Source organism: Comamonas sp. NyZ500, assembly GCF_016772095.1.
GTDB lineage: Bacteria > Pseudomonadota > Gammaproteobacteria > Burkholderiales > Burkholderiaceae_C > Comamonas > Comamonas thiooxydans.
Genome location: NZ_JAEIJE010000004.1, coordinates 208,059 through 231,621 on the forward strand (window position 1 = coordinate 208,059; position 23,563 = coordinate 231,621).

24 protein-coding genes are annotated in these 23,563 nt (G+C 62.8%); 19 read left to right on the plus strand and 5 right to left on the minus strand.

The features are described 5' to 3' along the window. Window positions 1–149 precede the first annotated feature (149 nt). Both groES and groL read left to right on the plus strand, forming a co-directional pair. Complete coding sequence (gene groES, locus JAO85_RS08865; RefSeq protein WP_003058782.1) at window positions 150–440, plus strand: co-chaperone GroES; 291 nt, start codon at window positions 150–152, stop codon at window positions 438–440. Between the two features lie 94 nt (window positions 441–534). Then, window positions 535–2,178 (plus strand): chaperonin GroEL, encoded by a 1,644-nt coding sequence (gene groL, locus JAO85_RS08870; RefSeq protein WP_003061955.1) that lies wholly within the window; start codon window positions 535–537, stop codon window positions 2,176–2,178. A gap of 158 nt (window positions 2,179–2,336) precedes the next feature. On the opposite strand, the gene JAO85_RS08875 is transcribed toward groL, so the two are convergent. After that, window positions 2,337–3,506, minus strand: coding sequence for a porin (locus tag JAO85_RS08875; protein ID WP_012837018.1), 1,170 nt, complete (start codon window positions 3,504–3,506; stop codon window positions 2,337–2,339). Between JAO85_RS08875 and JAO85_RS08880 the strand changes: the two genes are divergently transcribed. Next, window positions 3,479–3,730 (plus strand): hypothetical protein, encoded by a 252-nt coding sequence (locus JAO85_RS08880; protein ID WP_171832473.1) that lies wholly within the window; start codon window positions 3,479–3,481, stop codon window positions 3,728–3,730. The genes JAO85_RS08875 and JAO85_RS08880 overlap by 28 nt on opposite strands. Here the strand turns inward: JAO85_RS08880 and JAO85_RS08885 are convergent, their stop codons facing one another. Next, on the minus strand, window positions 3,731–4,831 hold the full coding sequence (locus JAO85_RS08885; RefSeq protein ID WP_039049566.1) for a porin: 1,101 nt from the start codon (window positions 4,829–4,831) through the stop codon (window positions 3,731–3,733). It abuts the gene before it with no gap. Window positions 4,832–5,161: 330 nt separating this feature from the next. Here JAO85_RS08885 and coq7 point away from each other — a divergent pair, with 330 nt between their 5' ends. Further along, the gene (gene coq7, locus JAO85_RS08890; RefSeq protein WP_003061949.1) at window positions 5,162–5,779 is read left to right on the plus strand and encodes a 2-polyprenyl-3-methyl-6-methoxy-1,4-benzoquinone monooxygenase; all 618 of its coding nucleotides are present in this window, start codon (window positions 5,162–5,164) and stop codon (window positions 5,777–5,779) included. 59 nt (window positions 5,780–5,838) lie between these two features. On the opposite strand, the gene JAO85_RS08895 is transcribed toward coq7, so the two are convergent. Further along, on the minus strand, window positions 5,839–6,291 hold the full coding sequence (locus JAO85_RS08895; RefSeq protein WP_012837016.1) for an OsmC family protein: 453 nt from the start codon (window positions 6,289–6,291) through the stop codon (window positions 5,839–5,841). 383 nt (window positions 6,292–6,674) lie between these two features. Between JAO85_RS08895 and ilvA the strand changes: the two genes are divergently transcribed. The 3 genes from ilvA (at window position 6,675) to JAO85_RS08910 (ending at window position 9,733) form a co-directional block, all read left to right on the plus strand. Then, a complete protein-coding gene (gene ilvA, locus JAO85_RS08900; protein WP_003061943.1) occupies window positions 6,675–8,228 on the plus strand; it encodes a threonine ammonia-lyase, biosynthetic in 1,554 nt (517 codons plus the stop codon). A gap of 106 nt (window positions 8,229–8,334) precedes the next feature. Continuing rightward, window positions 8,335–9,162 carry an adenosylcobinamide-GDP ribazoletransferase gene (locus tag JAO85_RS08905; protein WP_202787905.1) on the plus strand — a complete coding sequence of 276 codons (828 nt, stop codon included), beginning with the start codon at window positions 8,335–8,337 and terminating at the stop codon, window positions 9,160–9,162. Between the two features lie 7 nt (window positions 9,163–9,169). After that, window positions 9,170–9,733, plus strand: coding sequence for a histidine phosphatase family protein (locus tag JAO85_RS08910; protein ID WP_202787906.1), 564 nt, complete (start codon window positions 9,170–9,172; stop codon window positions 9,731–9,733). On the opposite strand, the gene JAO85_RS08915 is transcribed toward JAO85_RS08910, so the two are convergent. After that, window positions 9,726–10,196, minus strand: a complete 471-nt coding sequence (locus JAO85_RS08915) for a hypothetical protein (protein ID WP_012837012.1) — start codon at window positions 10,194–10,196, stop codon at window positions 9,726–9,728. The two genes, JAO85_RS08910 and JAO85_RS08915, sit on opposite strands and share 8 nt — an antisense overlap. A gap of 70 nt (window positions 10,197–10,266) precedes the next feature. Here JAO85_RS08915 and gspG point away from each other — a divergent pair, with 70 nt between their 5' ends. The 10 genes from gspG (at window position 10,267) to JAO85_RS08965 (ending at window position 19,843) form a co-directional block, all read left to right on the plus strand. Next, window positions 10,267–10,695 carry a type II secretion system major pseudopilin GspG gene (gene gspG, locus JAO85_RS08920; RefSeq protein WP_080554087.1) on the plus strand — a complete coding sequence of 143 codons (429 nt, stop codon included), beginning with the start codon at window positions 10,267–10,269 and terminating at the stop codon, window positions 10,693–10,695. A gap of 172 nt (window positions 10,696–10,867) precedes the next feature. Continuing rightward, window positions 10,868–11,308, plus strand: coding sequence for a prepilin-type N-terminal cleavage/methylation domain-containing protein (locus tag JAO85_RS08925; RefSeq protein WP_039049563.1), 441 nt, complete (start codon window positions 10,868–10,870; stop codon window positions 11,306–11,308). Beyond that, a complete protein-coding gene (gene gspI, locus JAO85_RS08930) occupies window positions 11,305–11,670 on the plus strand; it encodes a type II secretion system minor pseudopilin GspI (protein WP_039049562.1) in 366 nt (121 codons plus the stop codon). Before JAO85_RS08925 ends, gspI begins: the two co-directional genes overlap by 4 nt. Window positions 11,671–11,673: 3 nt before the next feature. Further along, window positions 11,674–12,366 (plus strand): type II secretion system protein J, encoded by a 693-nt coding sequence (locus JAO85_RS08935; RefSeq protein WP_202787907.1) that lies wholly within the window; start codon window positions 11,674–11,676, stop codon window positions 12,364–12,366. A gap of 65 nt (window positions 12,367–12,431) precedes the next feature. Next, window positions 12,432–13,433 carry a type II secretion system minor pseudopilin GspK gene (gene gspK, locus JAO85_RS08940; RefSeq protein ID WP_052263618.1) on the plus strand — a complete coding sequence of 334 codons (1,002 nt, stop codon included), beginning with the start codon at window positions 12,432–12,434 and terminating at the stop codon, window positions 13,431–13,433. A 45-nt stretch (window positions 13,434–13,478) separates the two neighbouring features. Continuing rightward, the gene (gene gspL, locus JAO85_RS08945) at window positions 13,479–14,705 is read left to right on the plus strand and encodes a type II secretion system protein GspL (protein ID WP_202787908.1); all 1,227 of its coding nucleotides are present in this window, start codon (window positions 13,479–13,481) and stop codon (window positions 14,703–14,705) included. Then, window positions 14,702–15,244, plus strand: a complete 543-nt coding sequence (gene gspM, locus JAO85_RS08950) for a type II secretion system protein GspM (protein ID WP_054074446.1) — start codon at window positions 14,702–14,704, stop codon at window positions 15,242–15,244. Before gspL ends, gspM begins: the two co-directional genes overlap by 4 nt. Window positions 15,245–15,252: 8 nt before the next feature. Then, a complete protein-coding gene (gene gspN / locus JAO85_RS08955) occupies window positions 15,253–16,083 on the plus strand; it encodes a type II secretion system protein N (RefSeq protein ID WP_202787909.1) in 831 nt (276 codons plus the stop codon). A gap of 3 nt (window positions 16,084–16,086) precedes the next feature. Continuing rightward, window positions 16,087–18,468 (plus strand): type II secretion system secretin GspD, encoded by a 2,382-nt coding sequence (gene gspD, locus JAO85_RS08960; RefSeq protein WP_039049558.1) that lies wholly within the window; start codon window positions 16,087–16,089, stop codon window positions 18,466–18,468. A gap of 13 nt (window positions 18,469–18,481) precedes the next feature. Further along, window positions 18,482–19,843, plus strand: a complete 1,362-nt coding sequence (locus tag JAO85_RS08965; RefSeq protein WP_012837004.1) for a GspE/PulE family protein — start codon at window positions 18,482–18,484, stop codon at window positions 19,841–19,843. An 11-nt stretch (window positions 19,844–19,854) separates the two neighbouring features. On the opposite strand, the gene JAO85_RS08970 is transcribed toward JAO85_RS08965, so the two are convergent. Next, window positions 19,855–21,033: a helix-turn-helix transcriptional regulator gene (locus tag JAO85_RS08970; RefSeq protein ID WP_202787910.1), complete on the minus strand. Its 1,179-nt coding sequence runs from the start codon at window positions 21,031–21,033 to the stop codon at window positions 19,855–19,857. A gap of 173 nt (window positions 21,034–21,206) precedes the next feature. Here JAO85_RS08970 and JAO85_RS08975 point away from each other — a divergent pair, with 173 nt between their 5' ends. Together JAO85_RS08975 and JAO85_RS08980 are read left to right on the plus strand one after the other, a co-directional pair. Next, a complete protein-coding gene (locus tag JAO85_RS08975) occupies window positions 21,207–23,159 on the plus strand; it encodes a hypothetical protein (protein ID WP_202787911.1) in 1,953 nt (650 codons plus the stop codon). A 96-nt stretch (window positions 23,160–23,255) separates the two neighbouring features. Continuing rightward, window positions 23,256–23,540 (plus strand): hypothetical protein, encoded by a 285-nt coding sequence (locus tag JAO85_RS08980; protein ID WP_202787912.1) that lies wholly within the window; start codon window positions 23,256–23,258, stop codon window positions 23,538–23,540. The last annotated feature ends 23 nt before the right edge of the window (window positions 23,541–23,563 follow it).

The window sequence follows — 23,563 nt, forward strand, 5'->3', positions numbered from 1 at the left end:
GGGGAGAGGTCTTGAAAGCTCAGGAATTTGCCTTATTATTAGCACTCGATGGGGTTGAGTGCTAACAGCTTGACCCTAGATATTCCGAATGTCGGCCAGGATGGCTGGCAAGTCTTGTTTCAACTTTGTTGATGTATTTAGGAGTTGGTATGAACCTGCGTCCCCTGCACGATCGCGTGATCGTCAAGCGCCTCGAAAACGAAACCAAGACAGCCTCGGGCATCGTGCTCCCTGATGCTGCCACCGAGAAGCCTGACCAGGGCGAAGTGCTGGCTGTGGGTCCCGGCAAGCGCAATGACAAGGGCGAGCTGATCGCTCTGAACGTGAAGGTCGGCGACCGCGTTCTGTTCGGCAAGTACTCTGGCCAAACCGTGAAGATCCACGGCGACGAGCTGCTGGTGATGAAGGAAGACGACCTGTTCGCAGTCGTCGAGAAGTAATCCTTCCCGAACACATTCTCCTCTTCATGGCTGTCGGCGACTGATTGACAAGCGCTGGCAGCCCAATTGAACCTCATTCTTTAGGAGCCAAAAAATGGCAGCAAAAGACGTAGTTTTCGGCGGTGAAGCACGTGCACGCATGGTTGAAGGCGTGAACATCCTGGCTAACGCAGTCAAGGTTACCCTGGGCCCCAAGGGTCGCAACGTGGTTCTGGAGCGCTCCTTCGGCGCCCCCACCGTGACCAAGGACGGCGTGTCCGTGGCCAAGGAAATCGAACTCAAGGACAAGCTGCAGAACATGGGCGCCCAGCTCGTGAAGGAAGTGGCCTCCAAGACCAACGACATCGCTGGTGACGGCACGACCACCGCTACCGTACTGGCCCAAGCCATCGTGCGCGAAGGCTCCAAGTACGTGGCCGCCGGCCTGAACCCCATGGACCTGAAGCGCGGCATCGACAAGGCTGTCGCCGCCCTGGTGGAAGAGCTGAAGAAGCAATCCAAGGCCACCACCACTTCCAAGGAAATCGCTCAAGTGGGCACGATCTCCGCCAACTCCGACTCCGACGTGGGCGAAATCATCGCTCAAGCCATGGACAAGGTCGGCAAGGAAGGCGTGATCACCGTTGAAGAAGGCAAGAGCCTGGCCAACGAACTGGATGTCGTCGAAGGCATGCAATTCGACCGCGGCTACCTGTCGCCCTACTTCATCAACAACCCCGAAAAGCAAGCCGCGATTCTGGACAACCCCTTCGTGCTGCTGTTCGACAAGAAGATCAGCAATATCCGCGACCTGCTCCCCACGCTGGAAGCTGTGGCCAAGGCCGGCCGTCCCCTGCTGATCATTGCCGAAGACGTCGAAGGCGAAGCCCTGGCGACTCTGGTGGTGAACACCATCCGCGGCATCCTGAAGGTTGTGGCTGTGAAGGCTCCCGGCTTCGGCGACCGTCGCAAGGCCATGCTGGAAGACATCGCCATCCTGACTGGCGGCAAGGTCATCGCTGAAGAAGTGGGCCTGTCGCTGGACAAGGTGACCCTGGAAGATCTGGGCCAGGCTGCTCGCGTCGAAATCGGCAAGGAAAACACCACCATCATCGACGGTGCCGGCGCTGCTGACGAAATCGAAGCCCGCGTCAAGCAAATCCGCATCCAGATCGAAGAAGCCACTTCCGACTACGACCGTGAAAAGCTGCAAGAGCGCGTGGCCAAGCTGGCCGGCGGTGTTGCCGTGATCAAGGTTGGCGCTGCCACCGAAGTCGAAATGAAGGAAAAGAAGGCCCGCGTTGAAGACGCCCTGCACGCTACCCGCGCTGCTGTGGAAGAAGGCATCGTGGCCGGCGGTGGCGTGGCCCTGCTGCGCGCCAAGCAAGCCGTTGGCGCCCTGGCTACCGGCAATGCCGAACAAGACGCCGGCATCAAGCTGGTTCTGAAGGCCATTGAAGCACCTCTGCGCGAAATCGTGGCCAACGCCGGTGGCGAACCCTCGGTGGTCGTGAACGCCGTGCTGAACGGCTCCGGCAACTACGGCTTCAACGCTGCCAACGACACCTACGGCGACATGCTGGAAATGGGTATCCTGGATCCCACCAAGGTGACTCGCACTGCTCTGCAGAACGCTGCTTCCGTGGCTTCCCTGCTGCTGACCACCGAGTGCATGATCGCCGAAGCCCCCAAGGCTGACGCAGCTCCTGCCATGCCCGACATGGGCGGCATGGGCGGCATGGGCGGCATGGGCATGTAATTGCTCTGCTGCTGACCGGGTGGTTTGCTCCACCTGGTTTGCCCACAACAAAAAGGCCGCATTTGCGGCCTTTTTCTTTTGCGCCGAGCTTCACGAGCTGCTCCGAGCATAAAAAAGCCAGCCGATATCGGGCTGGCTTTTGTATCCAGAGATTCGCCTTAGAAACGATGACGCAGACCGATGGTGATACCGGTACGCTTTTTCGCACCATTGGAATCGAGCATCACACCCGCACCGCCCTTGGTCTTGGTGTGATCCACCGCGAAATAGGCGTCCGTGCGCTTGGAGAAGGCATAGTCAGCCACGGCAACGATAAAGTCTGCCTTGCCATTGAAGGCGCCAGTCGCCGATCCCGATTGCTTGGCATGGTAGTAATGCAGACCTGCATTGAGCTGCGGCGTGACCTGGTAGCCAAAACCGACCTTGAACATCTCACGCTTGTTGGCAAAATTTCCGGGCGCATTACCCGCGATAAAGCCACCATTGGAAGAGCCTGTCCAATATGCATTGAGCAGGGCGGCGTCAAAAATGGCACCAGCCCCCGCAGCACCGAGACTATCCTTGACCTTGTTCTGGCCGTAACCAGCCATCAGATACAGAGGCCCGGTGCGATAGGAGCCGCCCAATGTCCAGGCATCCACATCGGTGCCGGCCGGCAAGGTGGAGCGCTGGAAAGCACCGCCCACGGAAATGCCGTCGGCAGAATAGCGCAGATAGCCACCTGCGGTCTTCAATGCCAGACCACCTGGCGTCATATCAATACTGCCGCCCTTCTTGGCAAAGGTATTTCCTTCGTCAAAAGAATACTGCAACCCCGCACGAACCGGCCCGAACTCGGCAACGTACTTCAGCATATTGTTTGCACGCGCGCCCAGAGACATGCCGATTTCAGGCTTGTAGGCATCCATATAAGGCGAATATGGGAACGATGCATAGGTAGAGGTCACCAGATCAAACAGCACGTTGTATTGGCGCCCCATGGTCACCTGACCAAAACTGGTGCTGCGCAAGCCCACCCAGGACTGCGCAAAGTAAGGCTGAGCGGTGCTGGGCGTGCCCGAATCCGTCCAGAAACGATTTTCCAGGTTGGCAATAGCCGACAGGCCACCACCCAAATCTTCCTTGATATTGATCCCCCAGCGGCTCTCCGACATGCCACCACCGATCATTTTGGTCAGACCGCTTTTATTTGGCCCCTCATTAGTCGTGTGACGAATCGCTGCATCCACAATGCCATACAGTTGCACGCTGCTTTGTGCATAAGCCATTGTTCCCAGAGAACCCAGCACAGCCAAAGCCAATGTTTTTTTCACAAATGAAGATGTCATTGTGTTGCCTCTCTCTTAATTCACTAACAGTTGGTGGAAATTTCATTCTAGAAATGCTTTCTCCAGCAACGAGAGCTTTGGCACAAGCGCAACACAGGCCTTTCCCTCTGGGGACAAACCTCTCAGCAAACACCCTTTCAGGTTTAACCCCAGAAATAAAAAAGGCCTGTCTTTCGACAGGCCTTTTGGCTTTTAAGCAATTACTGGCTTATGCCAGCAATTGATTAGAAAGCGTGGCGGATACCAACTTGCACGCCGTTGCTAGCCTTGCCAACGCCAACTGCGTAGGAAGGAACGCCACCCAGGGTGAACTGAGCGTTGTCCTTGTTCTTCAGGAAGGAGTATGTGCCGTACAGAGCTGTACGCTTGGACAGGTTGTGCACATAGCCCAGGCTCAGCTGGTGAGCCTTGCCGTTACCAGCAGCTGCGTTCTTCAGATCGTACAGAGCGTATTGAGCCTTGACTTCGCCCACGCCACCGACGGGAGCGGACACACCCAGAGCGTAGCTGTTCAGCTTGGTGTTCACAGCAGCGCCCTTTTCCTTGGCTTGCAGGAACAGGCCGTTGACCTTGGCCACGCCGAAGTCATAGGAAGCGCCCAGGCCGATAGTGTCCAGCTTGTTGCCATCAACGAAGTTGGCATTGGAGCCGTTGTAACCAGCATCAACACCTGTACCGCTGACAGGATTGTTCTTGCGGTCAGCACCCAGAGTCACAGCCAGAGGGCCGTTGTTGTAAGACACAAAACCACCGAAGTAGCGACCGCGCTGGCCGTCACCAGCCACTTCACCAAAAGCGTAGTCCACGCCAGCAGTGAAGCCGGAGAAGTTAGGTGTCAGGTAAGTGATCTTGTTGTTTTGACGGATTGCATCGCCTTGGCTGTTAGCCCAGCCGCGGAAACCGCCCACGCCGATCACGCTGAAGTTGGAGTAAGCAGACAGCTTGTTGTAAGCCACCACTTCGTCACGACCCAGACGCACTTCACCGAAGTTGCCCATCAGGCTCACGGTGGAACGACGACCGAATTGGAAGCCCTTACCAGCCGACAGGCCAGCGCCGGAACCGTCACCCACGTCGGTGCCGATAGCGCCTTCCAGCCAGAAACCAGCCTTCAGACCGCCACCCAGGTCTTCCACGCCGCGGAAGCCCAGACGGGAAGAAGCGTTGGAACCGTTGTGCAGACCGTAGTTGGAATTGCCAGCGCTACCATTGCCCTTGACGTAGGAAACGCCGGTGTCAACCACACCAAACAGGGTCACGGAAGATTGAGCCATTGCGGCGCCGGAAGCGGCCAGCACTGCCAGGGCGATCAGAGATTTTTTCATTACGAGTTACTCCAAGGTTTAGAAGGGCGCCGGTTCTATGGGAGAGAGACTTGAGCCTCGAGCTCCACCGGTTTCCCGCGCCAACCTCCTGGTGGGGAAGTTGGGTCTATTGCACCAGACCGCCGAGCCCAGCGCAAAGGAATTCACCCAAAACTGCTCGATTCGGCGCGTTTTCGTTGCACCACCGCAACAAACACCAAGCCGCACTAGCGGGCACACCCTTAGGGGTTCCTGCCTAGGATTGCCCCAGCGCAAGTTGCGGATGAGCCACTCTGGTGTACCTTATGTGCATTGACGCCAGACAGGCGCCGCACTGAGTTCTTTTTAGCCATGGACAAGTTTCTGACCGCTGCCGATGCAGCTCTTCGCACTCTGTTTGCCGACCCCGTGGCCGCAGAGCGCTCGCCTGCAGCAGGGATCGCCGAAGCCGATCTGAGCGATGAACAGCGCAAGCTCTCCGCAGCCTTGATGCGCGTCAATCATGTGGGCGAGGTCTGTGCGCAGGCCCTGTACAACGCCCAGGCCATGGTGACCAAGGACATGGAGTTGCGCGAGCATCTGCTGCATGCCGCTCGCGAGGAAATGGACCACCTGGCCTGGACCCGCGAGCGCCTGCATGCCCTGGGTGACAGACCCTCTTTGCTGAACCCGCTGTGGTTTGCTGGCGCTTTTGCCATTGGCACGATTGCTGCCAAATTCAGCGATGCCGCCAGCCTGGGTTTTGTGGTCGAGACAGAAAACCAGGTCTCCGCCCACCTGGCAAGCCATCTGGGCCGCCTGCCCGAGGAGGACGAGGCTTCGCGTGCCGTGGTCGAGCGCATGAAGGATGACGAAGAGCGTCATGCTGCAGCAGCGATCGACGAAGGTGCAATGCAACTGCCCCCGATTGCCCAGGGGCTGATGCGTGTGGCGGCCAAAGTCATGACGATTACGGCGCATCGCATCTGATTAGCGCCCGTTCAACAAGAACGGGCCGTTGAGGCCCGTTTTTCGATCGAACGTCCGGTTCAGGCTTCGACGATGTCGAAACCCGTCGTGATTTCTGCCGTCTTGCCCAGCATGATGGTGGCCGAGCAGTATTTGTCGTGGCTCATGGCGATGGCGCGTTCGACGGCACCGGCCGGCAGGTTCTTGCCGCTGACCGTGAACTGCATGTGGATCTTGGTGAACACCTTGGGGTCGGTCTCTGCGCGCTCGGAAGTCAGTTGCACGCTGCAGCCCTTCACATCGTGGCGACCGCGCTTGAGGATGAGCACCACGTCGTAGGCCGTGCAGCCGCCGGCGCCGGCCAGCAGCATCTCCATGGGGCGCGGTGCCTGGTTGCGACCGCCGTTGGCCGGGTTCTTCTCGTCCGGCGCACCATCCATATTGACCACATGGCCGCTGCCGGTCTCTGCCACAAAGCCCATGCCCGAGCGCGTTCCGGTGGCCGCGCCTGTCCAACTAACCGTGCATTCCATTGTTTTTCCTCTCAAAACTGTTGCAATTTTGCATCAAATACATAAAAACCCGAATCTTTTGATGCACAGAAAACACAAGCCTCATACAATACAACTCAAGCGTTACCTGTGAGGTCAAACCCGCAGGCAGACTGCAGATTGCTGGTTAATACCGATCTGTATCGCACCCTTTGTCTCCTCCACCTCCTCTAATGGTGGATTCAGCCCCTAGCTCCTGAGCTAGGGGCTTTTTTTCGTGCCTGCTCATCCTGCTTCTCAGAGCAGCAGCATGCACCTCTTGAGCGAGTACTGCAGCGCAGCAAGCAAGGGCCTATCATGATCGGCTTCCATGCACCCGGCAGGCTGATTGCCCTGGCTCTGGTGCTCTGCTTTCGATTTGCACCATGACTCAAGCCCTGACCCCTGCCGATTATCTGACTCGCATCCTCAATGCACGCGTCTATGACGTTGCCGTGGAGTCGGACCTGGACATTGCCAAGAACCTCAGCCGCCGCCTGCACAACAAAGTGCTTCTGAAGCGCGAGGACCAGCAGCCCGTGTTCAGCTTCAAGTTGCGCGGCGCCTATAACAAGATGGCCAATCTGACGGCCGAGCAGCTGCAAAAGGGCGTGATCTGCGCCAGCGCGGGCAACCATGCCCAGGGTACGGCGATGAGCGCCAAGAAGCTGGGCTGCCGCGCCGTGATCGTGATGCCCACCACCACGCCCCAGGTGAAGATCGATGCCGTGATCGCCCTGGGCGGCGAGGCGGTGCTGGCCGGAGAAAGTTACTCCGATGCCTACAAACACGCCGTCAAGCTGCAAAAGTCCGAGGGCCTGACCTTTGTCCACCCCTTTGACGACCCCGATGTGATTGCCGGCCAGGGCACCATCGCCATGGAGCTGCTGCGCCAGCTGCAAAAGCTGGGCAGCCAGCGCCTGGATGCCATCTTCGTGCCCATCGGCGGCGGCGGCCTGATTGCCGGCATTGCCAACTACATCAAGGCCGTGCGCCCCGAGGTGAAGGTGATCGGTGTGCATACCAAGGACTCGAACGCCATGATGCAGTCCGTACAGGCGGGCGAGCGCGTGGAGCTGGCCGATGTGGGCCTGTTCGCCGACGGCACCGCCGTGAAGCTGGTGGGAGCGGAAACCTTCCGTGTTACCCAGGGCCTGGTGGATGACTATGTGACCGTGGACACCGATGCCGTCTGCGCCGCCATCAAGGACATCTTCACCGACACCCGCTCCATCGTCGAGCCCTCGGGCGCCCTGGGCGTGGCGGCCATCAAGCAGTACGTGGCCAGGCACAAGACCAAGGGCGAGACCTACGCCGCCATACTGAGCGGCGCCAATATGAACTTCGACCGCCTGCGCTTTGTGGCCGAGCGCGCCGAGGTCGGCGAGGAGCGCGAAGCCCTGTTCGCCGTCACCATCCCCGAAGAGCGCGGCAGCTTCAAGCATTTTTGCGAGGTGGTGGGCAAGCTGCCCGGCGGCCCGCGCAACGTGACCGAGTTCAACTACCGCATCAGCCACGACAGCAAGGCCCATGTGTTCGTGGGCCTGACCACGCCGACCCGGGGCGAGTCCGAGAAGATCTGCAAGAACTTCCAGAAAAACGGCTTTGAGGCGCTGGACCTGACCTTTGACGAGATGGCCAAGGAACATCTGCGCCATATGGTGGGCGGCCACTCACCGCTGGCCCAGGACGAGCGCCTGCTGCGCTTTGTCTTCCCCGAGCGTCCCGGCGCGCTGTTCAAGTTCCTGAGCCTGATGGCGCCGACCTGGAATATCTCCCTGTTCCACTACCGCAACCAGGGCGCCGACTACGGCCGCATCCTGGTCGGCATGCAGGTACCTGCCAAGGACCACAAGAAGTTCGACAGCTTCCTCAAAAACCTCGGCTATCCCTGGGTGGAGGAAACCAGCAATCCTGCTTACCAGTTGTTCCTGAAGTAATAAAAAAAGGAGCTGTTACTGCAATCTCCACAATGATTTCAGATAGAAAAGACTCTGAAACATAGAAGTATCAAGCGGAACCAGCTCCTTTTTTATTCGCAACACCATGCAAGCCCTGCGCCACTATCTGCTGGCCGTCCAGTTCTTCAGCCGCATCCCCGTGGCTGGACGTCTGGCCGCCTGGGTGGGCTGGAGCCCCGAGATGCAGCGTGCCAGCGCCGCGCATCTGCCGGGCGTGGGCTGGCTGGTGGGCCTATGGGCCGCGCTGCTGCTGGCAGCCCTGCTCTGGCTGCTGCCGGCAAGCCCCTGGTCGCCGCTGGCGGCTGCTCTCATCAGCACCGCCGGCACCTTGTGGCTGACCGGCGGTTTTCATGAGGACGGCCTGGCCGACGTCGCCGACGGGCTGGGCGGCCTGGTCCCGCCCGAGCGCGCACTGGAGATCATGAAGGACTCGCGCATCGGCGCCTATGGCGTGATGGCACTGCTCATGGCCCTGCTCACCAAGGTCGTGCTGATCGCCCTGCTGCTGTCCTTCATGCAGCCGTTCTGGGGACCGGTGCCGGTGCTCATCCTCGTGTGCTGCATTCATGTGCTGTCGCGCTTTGCGCCGCTGGTGCTGATGCGCAGCCTGCCCCACGTCGGCCTGGCCGCGAGCAGCAAGACCCTGCATATCGCGGGCAGGCAGCTGGGCTGGCAAGGACTGCTGACAGGCAGCCTCTGGTGCCTGCCGGCACTGGGCCTGCTGGGCTGGCTCGGCGTCTGGAGCTTTGTGCCCAGCCTGCTGGCGGCCATGCTGCTCACCACCTGGCTGCTGCAGCGCTGGTTGCTGCAGCGCCTTGGCGGCATGACGGGTGACTGCCTGGGTGCCTGCCAGCAGCTCAATGAACTGGCTCTGCTGCTGGCCAGTTGCATCTATCTGCGCCAACTGCTATAGAACAGCCATGAAGACTCTATGGCTGGCGCGCCACGCACGCCCCTTGATCGATACAGAGCGCTGTTACGGCCGCCTCGATATCGCCGCCGATGCACAAGCCACCCGGCAAGCCGCTCAGGCCCTGCAGCAATCTCTGCAGCCCCTGCATGGCAGGCTGCAGATCCGGCACTCGCCGCTACAAAGATGCAGGCAGTTGGCGTTGGATCTGCAGGTACTGGAGCCGGATTTCATCTCCACCCCCGACGGCAGACTGCTGGAGATGGACTTCGGGCATTGGGAAGGCCTGCGCTGGAATGACATCGGCGAAGCTGCCATCGGTGCCTGGGCGCAGGATCTGGCGCGGCACGCACCTGGCGAGGGCGAGTCACTGGAACAGATGCTGCAGCGCGTCCACGAGGCGCTGCAGGACGCGCTCAGCAGCGACAGCGAGCATATGGTGTGGATCTGCCATGCCGGTGTGGCACGCTGTGCGCAGTGGCTGCTGCAACATGGCCGCCGGCTGCCGCAAAGCCATGAATGGACCTTGCCGGCGCCCGCCTATGGACAGTGGCTGCAGCTCGAACTCAGTTGAAGCTGGCCATGGGCGGCCTGGGCAATTGCAGCACCGTGCTGGCCGGCCCGTTGGCAGGGCCCAGTCGCGCTTCGCGCGCCGCCAGCGATTGCAGAATCACGCCATCCTCCACGGCCTCGCCCACACGCACGGCCTTGCTGCCCTTGCCTTCCACGGCAATCACCGCGGCACCGCCACCTGTTTCGTGCCCTGCCAGCACCCCCAGCAGGGCATAGCGGCTGGCCACCGGTGCAGCCACGGCGGCAACAGGCGCGGCGACCGCCCCCAAAGCCTTGGCCATGGCCTGGGCATTGGCCTGTACCGGCTGAGCAGGTACAACCGAAGGTAACTGCTCACTGCCACTGCCGACGAACCGGAGTGTCCAGAACACCACCACCGCAGCGGCAATCGCCCACAGCAGCAGGGTCGTGAGTTTGACCGGCATGGAAAGGCCCTGACCGGTATTGAAAGATTGCAGTCGCATTCGACGATTATGATGGTGCAATACTGCATTTTTCCTACAGTTTCCAATGAGCACCAACTGCCGTCATCCGATGTCTGCTATTCGCCACGCCGCATCGCGCGGCTTTACCCTGATCGAATTGATGGTGGTGCTGGTCATCATTGGCGTGCTGGCAGCTCTTATCGTGCCCAATGTGCTGGACCGCGCCGACGATGCCCGCGTGACCGCAGCCAAGACCGATATCGCCAATATCAACCAGGCGCTCAAGCTCTACCGCCTCGACAACCAGCGCTATCCAACGGCCGAACAGGGCCTGCAGGCGCTGGTGGTCAAACCCACCACCGGCCCCGCTCCGCAGAACTGGAAGCCCTACCTGGAAAAGCTGCCCAATGACCCCTGGGGCAATCCTTATCAATACCTGAACCCAGGCGTGAAGGGCCCCATCGACATCATGTCCCTGGGCGCTGACGGCAAAGCCGGCGGCGAAGGCAAGGATGCGGATATTGGCTCCTGGCAATGAGCGTTAAGGAGGCCCCACAAGAGCATCGACCTCACGCTCCCTCACTGCGTGTGGTCGCTGCCCCCAAGGGGCCCTGACCGGCTAAAGCCGAGTTTCGCCTTGGGGCTGCCCGGCGGCGAAACGTCCTCCGTCTAACCCGCTTCACATCAGCAATTCGGCCGCTCACTCCTTCATGGCTCAACTCAAACACGCCGGATTTACCTTGCTGGAGTTGCTGGTGGTGATTTCCATCATGGCACTGGCGACGGCGGGTGTGAGCCTGGCCATACGCGACAGCGGAGAGCAACAGCTTGAACGCGAAGCCCAGCGCCTGGCCACGCTGCTGGAGTCGGCACGCGCCCAGGCCCGCACCAATGGCGCCCTGGTGGTCTGGCGCCCGCTGCCGCAGGGCTTCCGGTTTGAAGGCCTGCCACCCAACGTCAAGATGCCCACTCAATGGCTGCAGACTCCTGTGCTGGTGCAGCCCAATACACCCGTGGTGCTGGGGCCGGAGCCGCTGATTCCAAGACAGAGCATTACCTTGTCGCTGCCCGGCAGCAACTCGGCACCACTGCGGCTGGCCACCGACGGGCTGCGCCCGTTCAGTATTCAAAGCCTGCAGGTGACGCCATGAAGCCCGTCCTGTTGCAGCGCGGATTCACGCTGATCGAAGTACTGGTCGCGGTCGGCATTGTCGGCGTCACCCTGCTGGCTGGACTTCAGGCCAGCAGCGCCCTGACGCGCAACGCCCAACGCCAGTCCGACGTCATCCTGGCCCAGCTCTGCGCGCAGAACGAACTGGTGCGACTGCGCCTGTTCAATCAGATGCCTGCCGTCGGCGACACCACCATCCAGTGCCAGCAGGCCGGCAGACAGATGCAGGTACAGCTCAGCGTGCGCCCCACGCCCAATCCCAGTTTCAGGCGCGTGGATGCCCAGGTGTTTTCCGAGGCTGCTGCGGTGCTGCGCGTCTCCACCATCGTCGGTCGCTACTGAATCATGAGCAGCATGCGCAACAGAAACCAAGGTTTCACGCTGATCGAGCTGCTGGTCGCCCTGGCCGCCATGGCCCTGCTGGCCATCATGAGCTGGCGCGGCATCGACGGCATGCTGAGGGCGCAGGAAGTGACACGCGAGCAAGGTGAGCAACACGCCGTCATGCAGACCGTGCTGGCCCAGTGGAATGCCGACCTCAACGCGCTGATGCCGCTGCAGGGCCGCCAGGTGCTGGACTGGGACGGCCAGGTGCTGCGCCTGACGCGCAAGACCAGTGCAGCCGCCGACAACGGGGCGCTCATCGTGGCCTGGAGCCGTCGCAATGTCGATGGCCGCTTCCAATGGGTGCGCTGGCAATCGCTGCCCGCGCGCACGGTCAGCGAATGGAACGATGCCTGGAACCAGGCGGCCCAATGGGGCCGCAATCCTTCCAGCGACCAGATGCGCCGCGAGACCGTGCTGATCCCGCTTGATCTGTGGCGCGTCTACTACTACCGCAGCAACGCCTGGACCAATCCGCAGTCCAGCGATCAGGGCAGCGATGACGGCAGCAGCGTCGGCAGCGACAGCAACCCCGTGCTGCCCGTCGTGCCCGACGGCATACGCATAGAACTGACACTGCCCCCAGGCCGCGCGCTCAATGGAGTGATGACGGTGGACTGGGTCAACCCGCTGCGCTCGAACTCCAGATCATGAAATCCCCCCTGAGCCGCTTCGCGCCTTCCCCCCAGGGGGACAACGCCATCGCTACGGGACGGCCCATGCTCGGGGTTTCCGGCTTGGGGCGTGCCAGTTTCAGACACGCGCGCCAGCGCGGTGCAGCACTGCTGGCAGCCATGCTGACGGTGGTGCTGGTTGCCACCCTGGCCTCGGCCGCGCTCTGGCAGCAATGGCGCGATGTGGAAATCGAGACCGCCGAACGCAATCGCGTGCAGGCCAACTGGTTGCTGCTGGGCGCGCTGGACTGGTCGCGCGTGGTGCTGCAGGAGGACTCGCGCGCCAACCGCAGCAACCCGGTCGATCATCTGGGCGAGCCCTGGGCGGTGCCGCTGAAGGAGGCTCGCCTGTCCACATTTCTGGCAGCCAAGAACAATGTCAGCCAGGTCGATGACGGTCTTGCCGACATGCAGGACGCTTTTCTCTCGGGCGAGATCGTGGATCTGCAGTCGCGCCTGAATCTGCGCAATCTGCTTAGCGGGGCCGATTCGAGCGTGAAGGAGGAGAACCTCAAGCCTTTTCTGCGCCTGTTCGAGCGCCTGGGTCTGCCCGGCAGCTCCGTCATGCAGATCGCCACGGCCTTGCAGCAAGCCCTGCGCGGCAAGAGCCAGGCTGCGCCGCTGATGCCGCGCACCGTCGGGCAACTGGGCTGGCTGGGCGTCGATCCGCGCATCATCGCGCGCATCGAGCCCTATGTCTCGCTGTTGCCCGAGCGCACCATGGTCAATCTCAATACGGCCAGCGCCGAGGTCATCTGGGCCAGCACCGAGGACCTGGACTGGGCCCGCGCCAACCAGCTGGTGCAGTTGCGCGACGCCTCGCCTTTCAAGTCCCTGAATGCAGCGGCTGCGGCCATAGGCCTGAGCGGCGTCTTCAACAGTGCCATGCACTCCGTGACCACCAGCTATTTCGAAGCCCGCGGTCGCCTGCGCCTCGGGGACAACGTCTTGAGCCAGCGTTCACTGATTCAGCGCAAGGACATGAGCGTGACTACCCTGTGGCAGGAGCACGCCGACTGGGGTATGCCCGCGGTTGCCAGACCCTGACACCCTGATGTCACACTGCCCCCATAGAATGCTGCATCTTCCCTCATGAGCACATTGCTAATACAGCTGTCGGCGAAGCACGCCAACTCCGCCACAGAATATCTCTACGTCCTCAGCGACGATGGTCAAAGCATTCAGCGCAGCGGCCAGGCTGCGGCGTCCCTGCTGCCGGCCACGGGCCGCACGGCCCAGATCACCGCCGTCATCCCCGCAGCTCAGTTGTCCTGGCATGCCGTCACCCTGCCTTTGGGGCTGAATGTGCAAAGCCGGCGCCAGCAGCGTCTGCGCGCCGTGCTTGAGGGTTTGCTGGAAGAAAAGCTGCTCGATGAGCCGTCCGCCATGCACCTGGCACTGGACGCTGGCTCGGCGGCGGGTCAGACCTGCTGGGTGGCTGCCTGCGACAAGGGCTGGCTGCAATCCCATCTGCAGGCCCTGGAGCAGCATGGTCATGCCGCCAGCCGCCTGGTGCCCGAACAATGGCCCAGCAGCAAGGCCCAGCTGCTTCTGTCGGGCGACAGCACCCTGCCCCAGCTGAGTGCCACCGGACTGGATGCACAGACCTGCCTCGTCGTCCTGCCCCTGCATGCCGATGGCGGCCTGTTGCAGCCACTGCTGGCTCGCCTGCCCGAGGATCTGCCGGTGCTGGCCGAACCCCATCTGGCACACAGCGCGGAGACACTGCAGCGCCCGGTCAGCATCTTCACCGCCGCCCAGCGGCTGCTGCAAAGCCATGGCTACGCCGGCGACCTGGCCCAGTTCGATCTGGACCTGGGCGGCAGCACCCGCGCCAAGCGCCGCCTGCTCGATGCCTGGCATGGTTTTGCCAAGGCCCCGCAATGGCGTGCTGCGCGCTGGGCAGCAGGCATTGCCGTCGTCGCCCAGCTGGCCGGACTCAACGCCTGGGCCTTCAGGGAAAACCGTGCCATCGAACTGCGCCAGCAGCAGGCCAAGCAGGTACTTCAGACCACCTTCCCTCACGTGCCCGTCATCATCGATGCTCCGGTACAGATGCAACGCGAACTGGATCTGCTGCGCAGCAACTCCGGCGCACTGTCCGCCAGCGACCTTGAAGCCCTGCTGGCCGCAAGCGCCGGCATTCAGGGCGTGCAGAATGCCAAGAGCCTGCAATACCAGGACAAGCAGCTGCGTATCTCGGGTCTGGACCTGAGTCCCGAAGCACTGGGCGACGCACAGCAAAGCCTGCAGGCCAATGGCTATATGCTGCAACGCGAAGGAGCAGATCTGGTGCTCAGTGCAAAGGCTAGGCCATGAAGCAGAAAAACGCCTTGAAAACCGCATTGGCTCCGCTGCGCCAGCGATGGAGCGCCCTGGCCCAGCGCGAACAGAATCTGTTGCTGATCGCCGCCAGCGTCGTGTTGCTGGCCCTGCTCTGGTGGGTGGCGCTGGCACCGGCACTGCACAGCCTGCGCACGGCCCCCGCACGCCATGCGGCAGCGGAGCGCGAGCTGCAGAACATGCTGCAGATGCAGGCCCAGGCCGAGCTGCTGCGCCAGCAGCCGCAGGGCAATAGCGTCGATGCGCGCACGCAGCTGGAGCAGTCGCTCAAGACCGAACTCGGCAACAGCGCACAGTTGCAGTGGCTGGGCAACCGTGCCCAGGTCAGCCTGAGCAATGCCGCCGCCCCCGCCCTGGCCCGCTGGCTGGCACAGGTGCGTGACAACAGCCATGCCTCGGTGGCCGAGATGAAGCTCAACCGCAATCTCGGAGAAAGCGTCGACGGCGCTGCCGTTACACGCTGGAGCGGCAATCTGCTGCTCGATTTGCCCGACAACGCAGGTGTACAGAATTAGCCGCGACCATGAGCCTGAGCACCTCACGCACCACCAGCAAAGCCTCGCGCAGACCGCGTGAGCCGGGCGATCCGCGTTCGCCGCGCCGCTGGGCAGTGGGCGGTGCCTTGCTGGGTGCTCTGCTGACGGTGCTGGTCCAGGCTCCGGCGGCCTGGCTGGCCGCAGGCGTGCAATCGATCACAGCCGACCAGGTACAGCTGCAGGAGCCGCGCGGCACGCTCTGGCGCGGCTCGGCCAGACTGGTGCTCACGGGCGGCAAGGACAGCCAGGACCAGAGCAGCCTGCCCACGCGCCTGAACTGGACACTGCGACCCGGCCTGAGCGGCGCCAGCATCAGCCTGCAAAGCGATTGCTGCACCAGTACCCCGATGCTGGCGCAGCTGCAGCCGGGCTGGAACGCCATGACGGTGCGCCTCAAGGACGGCGTGCTGCAACTGCCCGCCGACATGCTGGCCGGCCTGGGCACTCCCTGGAACACCGTGGCCCTGCAGGGCCAGTTGCGCCTGTCCACCGTCGGGCTGACGCTGCAGTATCGCGCCGGTCGTGCCAACAGCCAGGGGCTGACGCGGCTCGAAGCCCTGGCCGTATCGTCCAGGCTGTCGTCGCTCAAGCCCCTGGGCAGCTACCGCCTCGATATACAGGGCGGAGACAATGCCCAGTTGAATCTGACCACGCTGGGCGGCGACCTGCAGCTCAGCGGCCAGGGGCAATGGGTGGACTCGCGCCTGCATTTCAGGGGCGAAGCCTCTGCCAGCCCCGAGCGCGAAGCCGCTCTGTCGAATTTGCTCAATATCTTGGGGCGCCGCCAGGGTGCGCGCTCCATCATCACCTTTGGTTGACACATGACTCAGCATTCACGCACCGCCTGGCAAAACACACTGCATTCGATAGCTGTTGCCTCGCTTGCCGTCTGCATTTCAGCACCTATTCATGCTCAAACCCAGAGCGGACAAGCGAATGCCACTCCCAGTTTGCGACCAGGCGAGCCGGTCACGCTGAACTTCACCAATGCCGACATTGAAGCCGTGTCGCGCGCCATGGCCGCCATCACCAATCGCAATGTGGTGGTGGATCCGCGCGTCAAGGGCCAGATCACGCTGCTGACCGACAAGGCCGTCTCGCCTGCCACTGCCTATCAGCAGTACCTGGCGGCACTGCGCATGCAGGGCTTCACGGTGACGGAGTCGGCAGGTCTGTTCAAGGTGATTCCAGAAGCCGATGCCAAGCTGCAGTCCAGCGAGGTCTCCGTCGGCCAGGGCGGACGCGGCAGTCAGGCTGGCGGCGGACAGATCGTCACGCAGATCTTCAAGCTCAACTACGAGAACGCCAACAATCTGGTGCCCGTGCTGCGGCCGCTGATCAGCCCCAACAACACCATCAACGTCAACCCCGGCAACAACTCGCTGATCATCACCGACTACGCGGACAATCTGCAGCGCATCTCGCGCATCATCGCCAGCACCGATGTATCCAACGCCACCGATGTGGAAGTCATCTCGCTGCGTCATGCCGTTGCCGCCGACATGGTGGCCCTGGTCAATCGCCTCATGGAAGGCGGCTCTGCCACCGCAGGCGGCGTGGTCCAGGCCGGAGCCGGTGCGGCAGCAGGCCAGGCGGACACCAGCTTCCGCACCTCCATACTGGCCGAGCCGCGCAGCAACTCGGTGCTGATCCGAGCGGCCAACCCGGCCAAGCTGTCGCAGATCCGCTCGCTGATCGCGCGTCTGGACCAGCCGGCCATGACGGGCAACGGTGACGACGGCAACATCCATGTGGTGTATCTCAAGAACGCCGACGCGGTGTCCCTGGCCGCCACGCTGCGTGCCGCCATCAACGCCCAGACCAGCGCCAGCACCGCCCTGGGCGGCCAGCCGGGCATGACAGCAGCCGCCGGCTCGACCACGAATGCAGCAAGCTCCCAGCCCGTCATTTCACGCGGCACGGACGGCAGCGCCACCGTAGGCCTGGGCGGCGGCAACAGCGGCCCCAGCTCGCGCTTCGGCACGGCCCAGCAACCCTCCACGGGCGGCATGATCCAGGCCGACCCCACGACCAACTCGCTGATCATCACCGCCCCCGGCCCGCTGTACCGTCAGTTGCGCACTGTCATCGACAAGCTCGACGGCCGCCGCGCCCAGGTGCTGATCGAAGCACTGATTGTCGAAGTCTCCGCCGACAAGGCGGCCCAGCTCGGCGTGCAATGGAGTTCGGTGATCCGCAACAACGGCCGCGTGCTGGGCGTGCTCGGCAACGGCACTTCCATCAGCGGCATCTCGAACATCTTCGGCCTGTCGGGTGCCGTGGGCAATCTGGTCAACGGCACGCCCCTCACCGACAGCCAGGCCTCGGCGATCGGCGGCATGAAGGGCATGAACCTGGGCTTCACCCAGAACGTCAACGGCAACACCAGCCTGGGCGCCCTGGTCAACCTGATGCAGGGCGACGGCGACACCAACATTCTCTCCACGCCCAATCTGATGACGCTGGACAACGAGGAGGCCAGCATCATGGTGGGCGAGAACGTGCCCTTCCCCACAGGCTCCTATACCAACACCGCCGGCACCTCGGGCTCGGTCAATCCCTTCACCACCTATGAGCGCAAGGACGTGGGTACGCTGCTCAAGATTCGTCCGCAGATCAACGAGAACGGCACCATCAAGATGGCCGTCTACCAGGAGAACTCGGCAGTCAAGCAGGGCACCGCCAACGCCCAGTCCGGCGCCACCACCACCAAACGCTCCATCGAGTCGAATGTGCTGGTCGAGGACGGCGCCATCGTGGTGCTGGGCGGCCTGATTGCCGACGAATACAGCCAGAGCCAGGAGCGCGTGCCGCTGCTGGGCGACATTCCCTTGCTGGGCAATCTGTTCCGCAACACCAGCCGCGAGCGCAAGAAAACCAATCTGATGGTGTTTCTGCGCCCCACGGTGTTGCGTGACGCCAACTCCACCAGCCAGCTTTCGCAGGACCGCTATGAGTCGATTCGCGGCATGCAGCAAACCGTGCAGCCCGACCCCAATCTGCTGATGCGCAATGTCAATGCCGCGCCCTTGCTGCCCGCATCCAGCGGTGCTGCACCGGCGAGCGTGCCCAATGTGGCTATCGTTCCCGGGGCCAAGCCCGAGATCGTGGACTTCACGCGCCCAGGCCAGCCCATGGTGAACGGCCAGCCTGTGACCGTGACGCCTGTGACGCCCGCCACCCTGCCCCCGGGCACCCTGTAAGCGAAGGCCAGGCATGCGCTACCCCCTGCCCTATGGCTTTGCCCGCAGCAGCCAGCTGCTGATCGAGGATGACGGCCAGGAGCCCGTGCTCTGGCATGGTCCGCAACCCGACTGGTCGGCCATTTCCGAAGTGCAGCGCAAGCATGCGGTGCAACGCTGGCAGTTGCTGGACAGCGGCGCGCTGGCCCATCGCATCAGCGCGGCCTATGCGCAAAGCGACTCCAGCGCGGCCATGGTGGTCAGCGAGGTCGAGTCCGATGCCGATCTGACGCGCATGATGCAGGACCTGCCAGCCGTGGAGGACTTGCTGGAAACCGCCGACGACGCCCCCATCATCCGCATGCTCAACGCCCTGCTCACGCAGGCGGCGCGCGACGGTGCTTCGGACATCCATATCGAGCCCTACGAGCGCCATTCCAGCGTGCGCTTTCGCGTGGACGGCGATCTGCGCGAAGTGGTGCAGCCCAACCGCGCCCTGCACGCCGCCCTGATCAGCCGCCTGAAGATCATGGCCGACCTGGACATCGCCGAGAAACGCCTGCCCCAGGACGGGCGCATCAGCCTGCGCCTGGGCACGCGAGCCATTGACGTGCGCGTCTCCACCCTGCCCAGCGCCCACGGCGAGCGCGCCGTGCTGCGCCTGCTGGACAAGAGCGAAAGCAAGCTCAGCCTGGAAGCCGTGGGCATGGGCGGCGAGACGCTCAGGCGCTTTACCCATCTCACGGCACAGCCGCACGGCATCGTGCTGGTCACCGGCCCCACGGGCTCGGGCAAGACCACCACGCTCTATGCCGCGCTGCAGCGCATGGACGCCAGCCACAGCAACATCATGACGGTGGAAGACCCCATCGAATATGAGCTGGCCGGCGTGGGCCAGACCCAGGTCAACGCCAAGATCGAGCTGACCTTTGCCAAGGCCTTGCGCGCCTTGTTGCGCCAGGACCCGGACGTGATCATGATCGGCGAAATCCGCGACTTCGAAACCGCGCAGATCGCCATCCAGGCTTCGCTCACCGGCCACCTGGTACTGGCCACGCTGCACACCAACGACGCACCCAGCGCCGTCACCCGCCTGATCGACATGGGGGTCGAGCCCTTTTTGCTGTCCTCATCGCTGCTGGGGGTGCTGGCGCAGCGCCTGGTACGCAAGGTCGACCAAAGCGAGCCCAGCGGCTACCGTGGCCGCACCGGCATCTTCGAGCTGCTGGCCGTGGACGATGCGATTCGCGCCCAGATCCATCGCGGTGCCAGCGAGGCCGAGATCCGCGAGACTGCCATGGCTGCAGGCATGCAGCTCATGCGCGAGGATGGCGAACGCCTGGTTCGCGAAGGCATCACCACCCAGGCCGAGGTGATGCGCGTCACGCGCGACTGAGGGTCCGAGACTCACTCGCGCCAGCGCAGCATGGCTGGCCCCGTGAGCAGCACGCGCACGAAATCAGCCTGCCGCCCCACACCGACCTTGACCGCTGCCGATTTGAATTGCGAACGCGCGGTATGGATGGACAGGCCCTGTCTCTCGGCGAACTCCTGCAGGGTCCAGCCATTGATCAGCGCCTGGGCCAGTTGAGCCTCTGCCAGCGTGAGCCGATAGAGATTGCGCAGCAAATCCTGCAGCGAAGGAATGCTCAGCGCCGGATCGCTGATCAGCAGCATGGCGGCACTGCGCTCGCCATAGGGGCTGCTATGTATGGGCAAGGGCGACACCATGACCTGCAACTGCTGTCCGGCCAGCCCTGTGAAGCGGCTGGCCCGCCCGTGGTGCAGCGCCTTGCCCAGCCCCGTGGTAACACAGTCCCGCATGGCTTTCTGCAGCCAGCGCTGGTCTGCGGCATTGGTAGCCTGCAGGCTCTCGTCAGCCGCGCGATACATCAGCTGGCTTTGCTCCATCAGGCGCAAGGCCCGGCTGCTGGCATGCATCACGGACGCACGCTCGTCCAGAAGAACCACGCCTACCGGCAGATCCTCCAGTACGGCCAGCGATGCATTCAGCAATGCCTGGGTACGATACAGGCGTCGGTGCATCGCAAATGCGCTCTGCAGGTGCGGCATGAGCTGCTGCACAAGGCCCAGCTCTTCGGCGCTGTAGGCACCCACGGCATGCGGCCTGACAACGGTGATGTTGAACGATCGGTCATGCTGATTGTCGACCACGGCCGCGCAGGAATAGAACAGGTCCTGAGGCCGCAGCCAGTCGCCATACCACTCGGTACCCGGCAGGTTCCGGTCGGGAAACAGGGTGGAGGAATTCACCACCGTGCCCGGTCTATGCAGGCTCTGGTCCTGCAGCCAGACATTGCACTGACAGTAGTGCGTGGCAAAGCTTTCCAGTTCGGCGGCGGCAAAGCCCTGACTGGCGCCGAAAGTGCCAAAGCCCCCGTCCAGATCCACCGTCCGCTGCGCAAAGTCGTTGGCCCAGATCACGCTGGCCGGTGAACGCAGGGCCGCGCCTAACAAGGCCAGAAAGCCCTGCCAGCGCGCCGGCTCCAGTGCCGACTCGTAGATGGCCGCAATCAATGCGGGCAACCGTTCCTGCAACATCAAAGGCAGATGCGCTACCGCCATAGAGCCTCCTTCCAAGGCTCGCCACAGCAAGCACCTCATGGAGCTTCGCTGGGGATTCATTTCATTTACTCACACTTTGAAATAGCTGCAAACCCTTCACCCATTTTGGTGATGTTTTCGCGACAACAAGTGCTTACAAACAACGGCAGCCACTCTATCAACCAAAGGCTGCCATGTCACAAGCACCCACCACCACACCATTCATCCGCCGCTCAGTGTCCCTGGGCACCCTGGTCCTGATTGCCTCCATTGCCGGCTGCGGCGGCGGCAGCGACAGCGCCTCTCCCGCTCCGTCGCCCGCCCCGGCTCCAGCCACAAAATCGATCTCCACCACCGTGATCGACGGCGCCTTGCAAAACGTCAGGGTCTGCATGGACAGAAACGACAACGGCAGCTGCGACACCGGGGAGCCCACTGCCGTCACCAATGCAGCCGGTCAGGCCAGCCTGGAAGTGCCAGAGGCCGATGTGGGCAAGTTCCCGATTCTGGCCCTGGTCACCAAGGACTCCGTCGATGCCGACACCGGCGCCGTTCCCGTGGCTTTCATATTGCGAGCGCCCGCCGATCAGCCTGGCGTCGTCAGCCCGCTGAGCACCCTGGTCCAGGCGCACAGCCAGGCCACGGGCAGCAGCACCAGCGATGCGGCAGCAGCCATCCAGAGCCAGCTGGGCCTGGGCACTTCGGTGCTGGCGGATTTCACCCAGGACGGCAGCGACGCCGGCAAGCTGGCCGCAACCATGGCGCGCCTGATCGTGGTGACCACCCAGACCCAGCTCAGCAACACGGCAGGCGCCACAGGCGTCGACGGCGCGCCGCTGACTTCGGTACAGCTCAACGCCGCCGTCAACAGCGTGCTGCTGCAGCAGCTGCAAACCCTGGCCACGGCCGTGCTGGACAATCCCGCCCTCAGCGACACCAGCAGCTCCATGAAGGACAAGCAATCCGCCATGGAAACCGCCGCCCAGCAGGTGGCCAGTGCCTCGGGCGTCACGGCCGGCAATGTGGGCCTGATCGCAGCCATGCAGTCGCAATCCAGCAGCCCCGAGGCCGGCGGCCCCGCGGCGAGCACGCAGCTGCGCTGGCTCAGCTTTACCGACACCAGCAACTACTACATCCGGGCCTTCGAAGCCACGGCCGAGCAGAACACTCCCGATGCCAACGGCAAACGCTATTTCACGGAGTTCCGCGAGCGCGTGGTCGGCGGCCAGGAGCAGCCCTGGACCCGGCCGCAGGTCTATTGGACCGGCAGCGAATGGTTTGCCTGTCCCACCGATTTCGTGCAGCAGGTCACCAGCCTTGCCAGCGGCGAGACCGAATCCCTGTACTGCAAAAGCCTGGCCAGCAGAGCCAAGCAAAGCGTGCGCAATATCGCCGGCCTGAAGATGCGCGACATCGTCACCGAGATCCGCTCCGCGCCGTGGCAGGACGCAGCCGACGGCAGCTTTGCCAGCTGGGGCCCCAGGCCCGATCAGGTTCCAGCCGAAACGACTTTCCCCAGCGGCTCCACGCTCAGCTATCGCACCGTCACCGACCTGGGCGGCAGCGACTACTACCTGAGCAACAACGCCAACCGCGCCACCATTGCCCGTGCCGACGCCCCCAACAACCCTGACACCAGCACCTGGCGCAGCGCCACGCTTGCGGAATTCATCGCGTGGAATGCCGGCGACTTTGCGCCCAATGTCTCGGCCGCCGATGTGCATGGCAACAACGCACGCGTGCTGGTCAGCCGCCGCGACTATCTCAAGCCCGATGGCAGCGCCGCCTACAAGCGCTATATGGTGGGTTTCGAGAACGGCGGCGAACAGCGCGCACGCTTTTATGAATGCGAGGGCGATATGAGCAGCTTGCCCAGCAACCGGACCCTGTTCATCAACGGCGTGTCCACCTGCAAGACGATCCTGGTCAGCAATTACAGCATCGCCACCCAGGCAGATGCCAAGGTGCTGCGCTTCGCACAGGAGCCCACCCAGCTCAATGTCAGCAACTTCCAGAGCTACCGCCTGTTCGTCGAGCGCGGCGGCATCACCTATGTCGGCTATCGGGACAAGCAGATGGTCAGCAATCAGCAGCGGCTCAATGGCACGGCAGCCGATGCGCTGCTTGGCGCCCTCGGCCTGAACTGACTCCCCGCCTCGTTGCACAGCCCACCTCACGGTGGGCTTTTTTCATGCATGGCCTCAGTCAGCAGCGGTCATTGAGCCTTTGCCAGAATCGTTGCCATGCTTGAAAACCTTCGCACTTCCGTCCAGCCCTATGGCGGCGATCTGTTTCTGCTGCTGATCGCCCTGGCTGTCATCAGCCTCGCCGTGCTGTTCAACCTCAAGGCCCGCCTGCCCGTGGATCAGTTGCGCCGCATGATCCGCATGGCGGCGCTGATCGCCTTGCTGGGCTCGGTATTTGCCATGCAGGCCGGCAGCAGCTATTACGCCATGGCCGCCGTGCTGCTGGTCTGGGGCGTGCTGGTCGGCATTGTTTTTGGACGTGAGGTCGGCCGCAAACGCTGACCCAGAAAACGCTGCAAGCTATC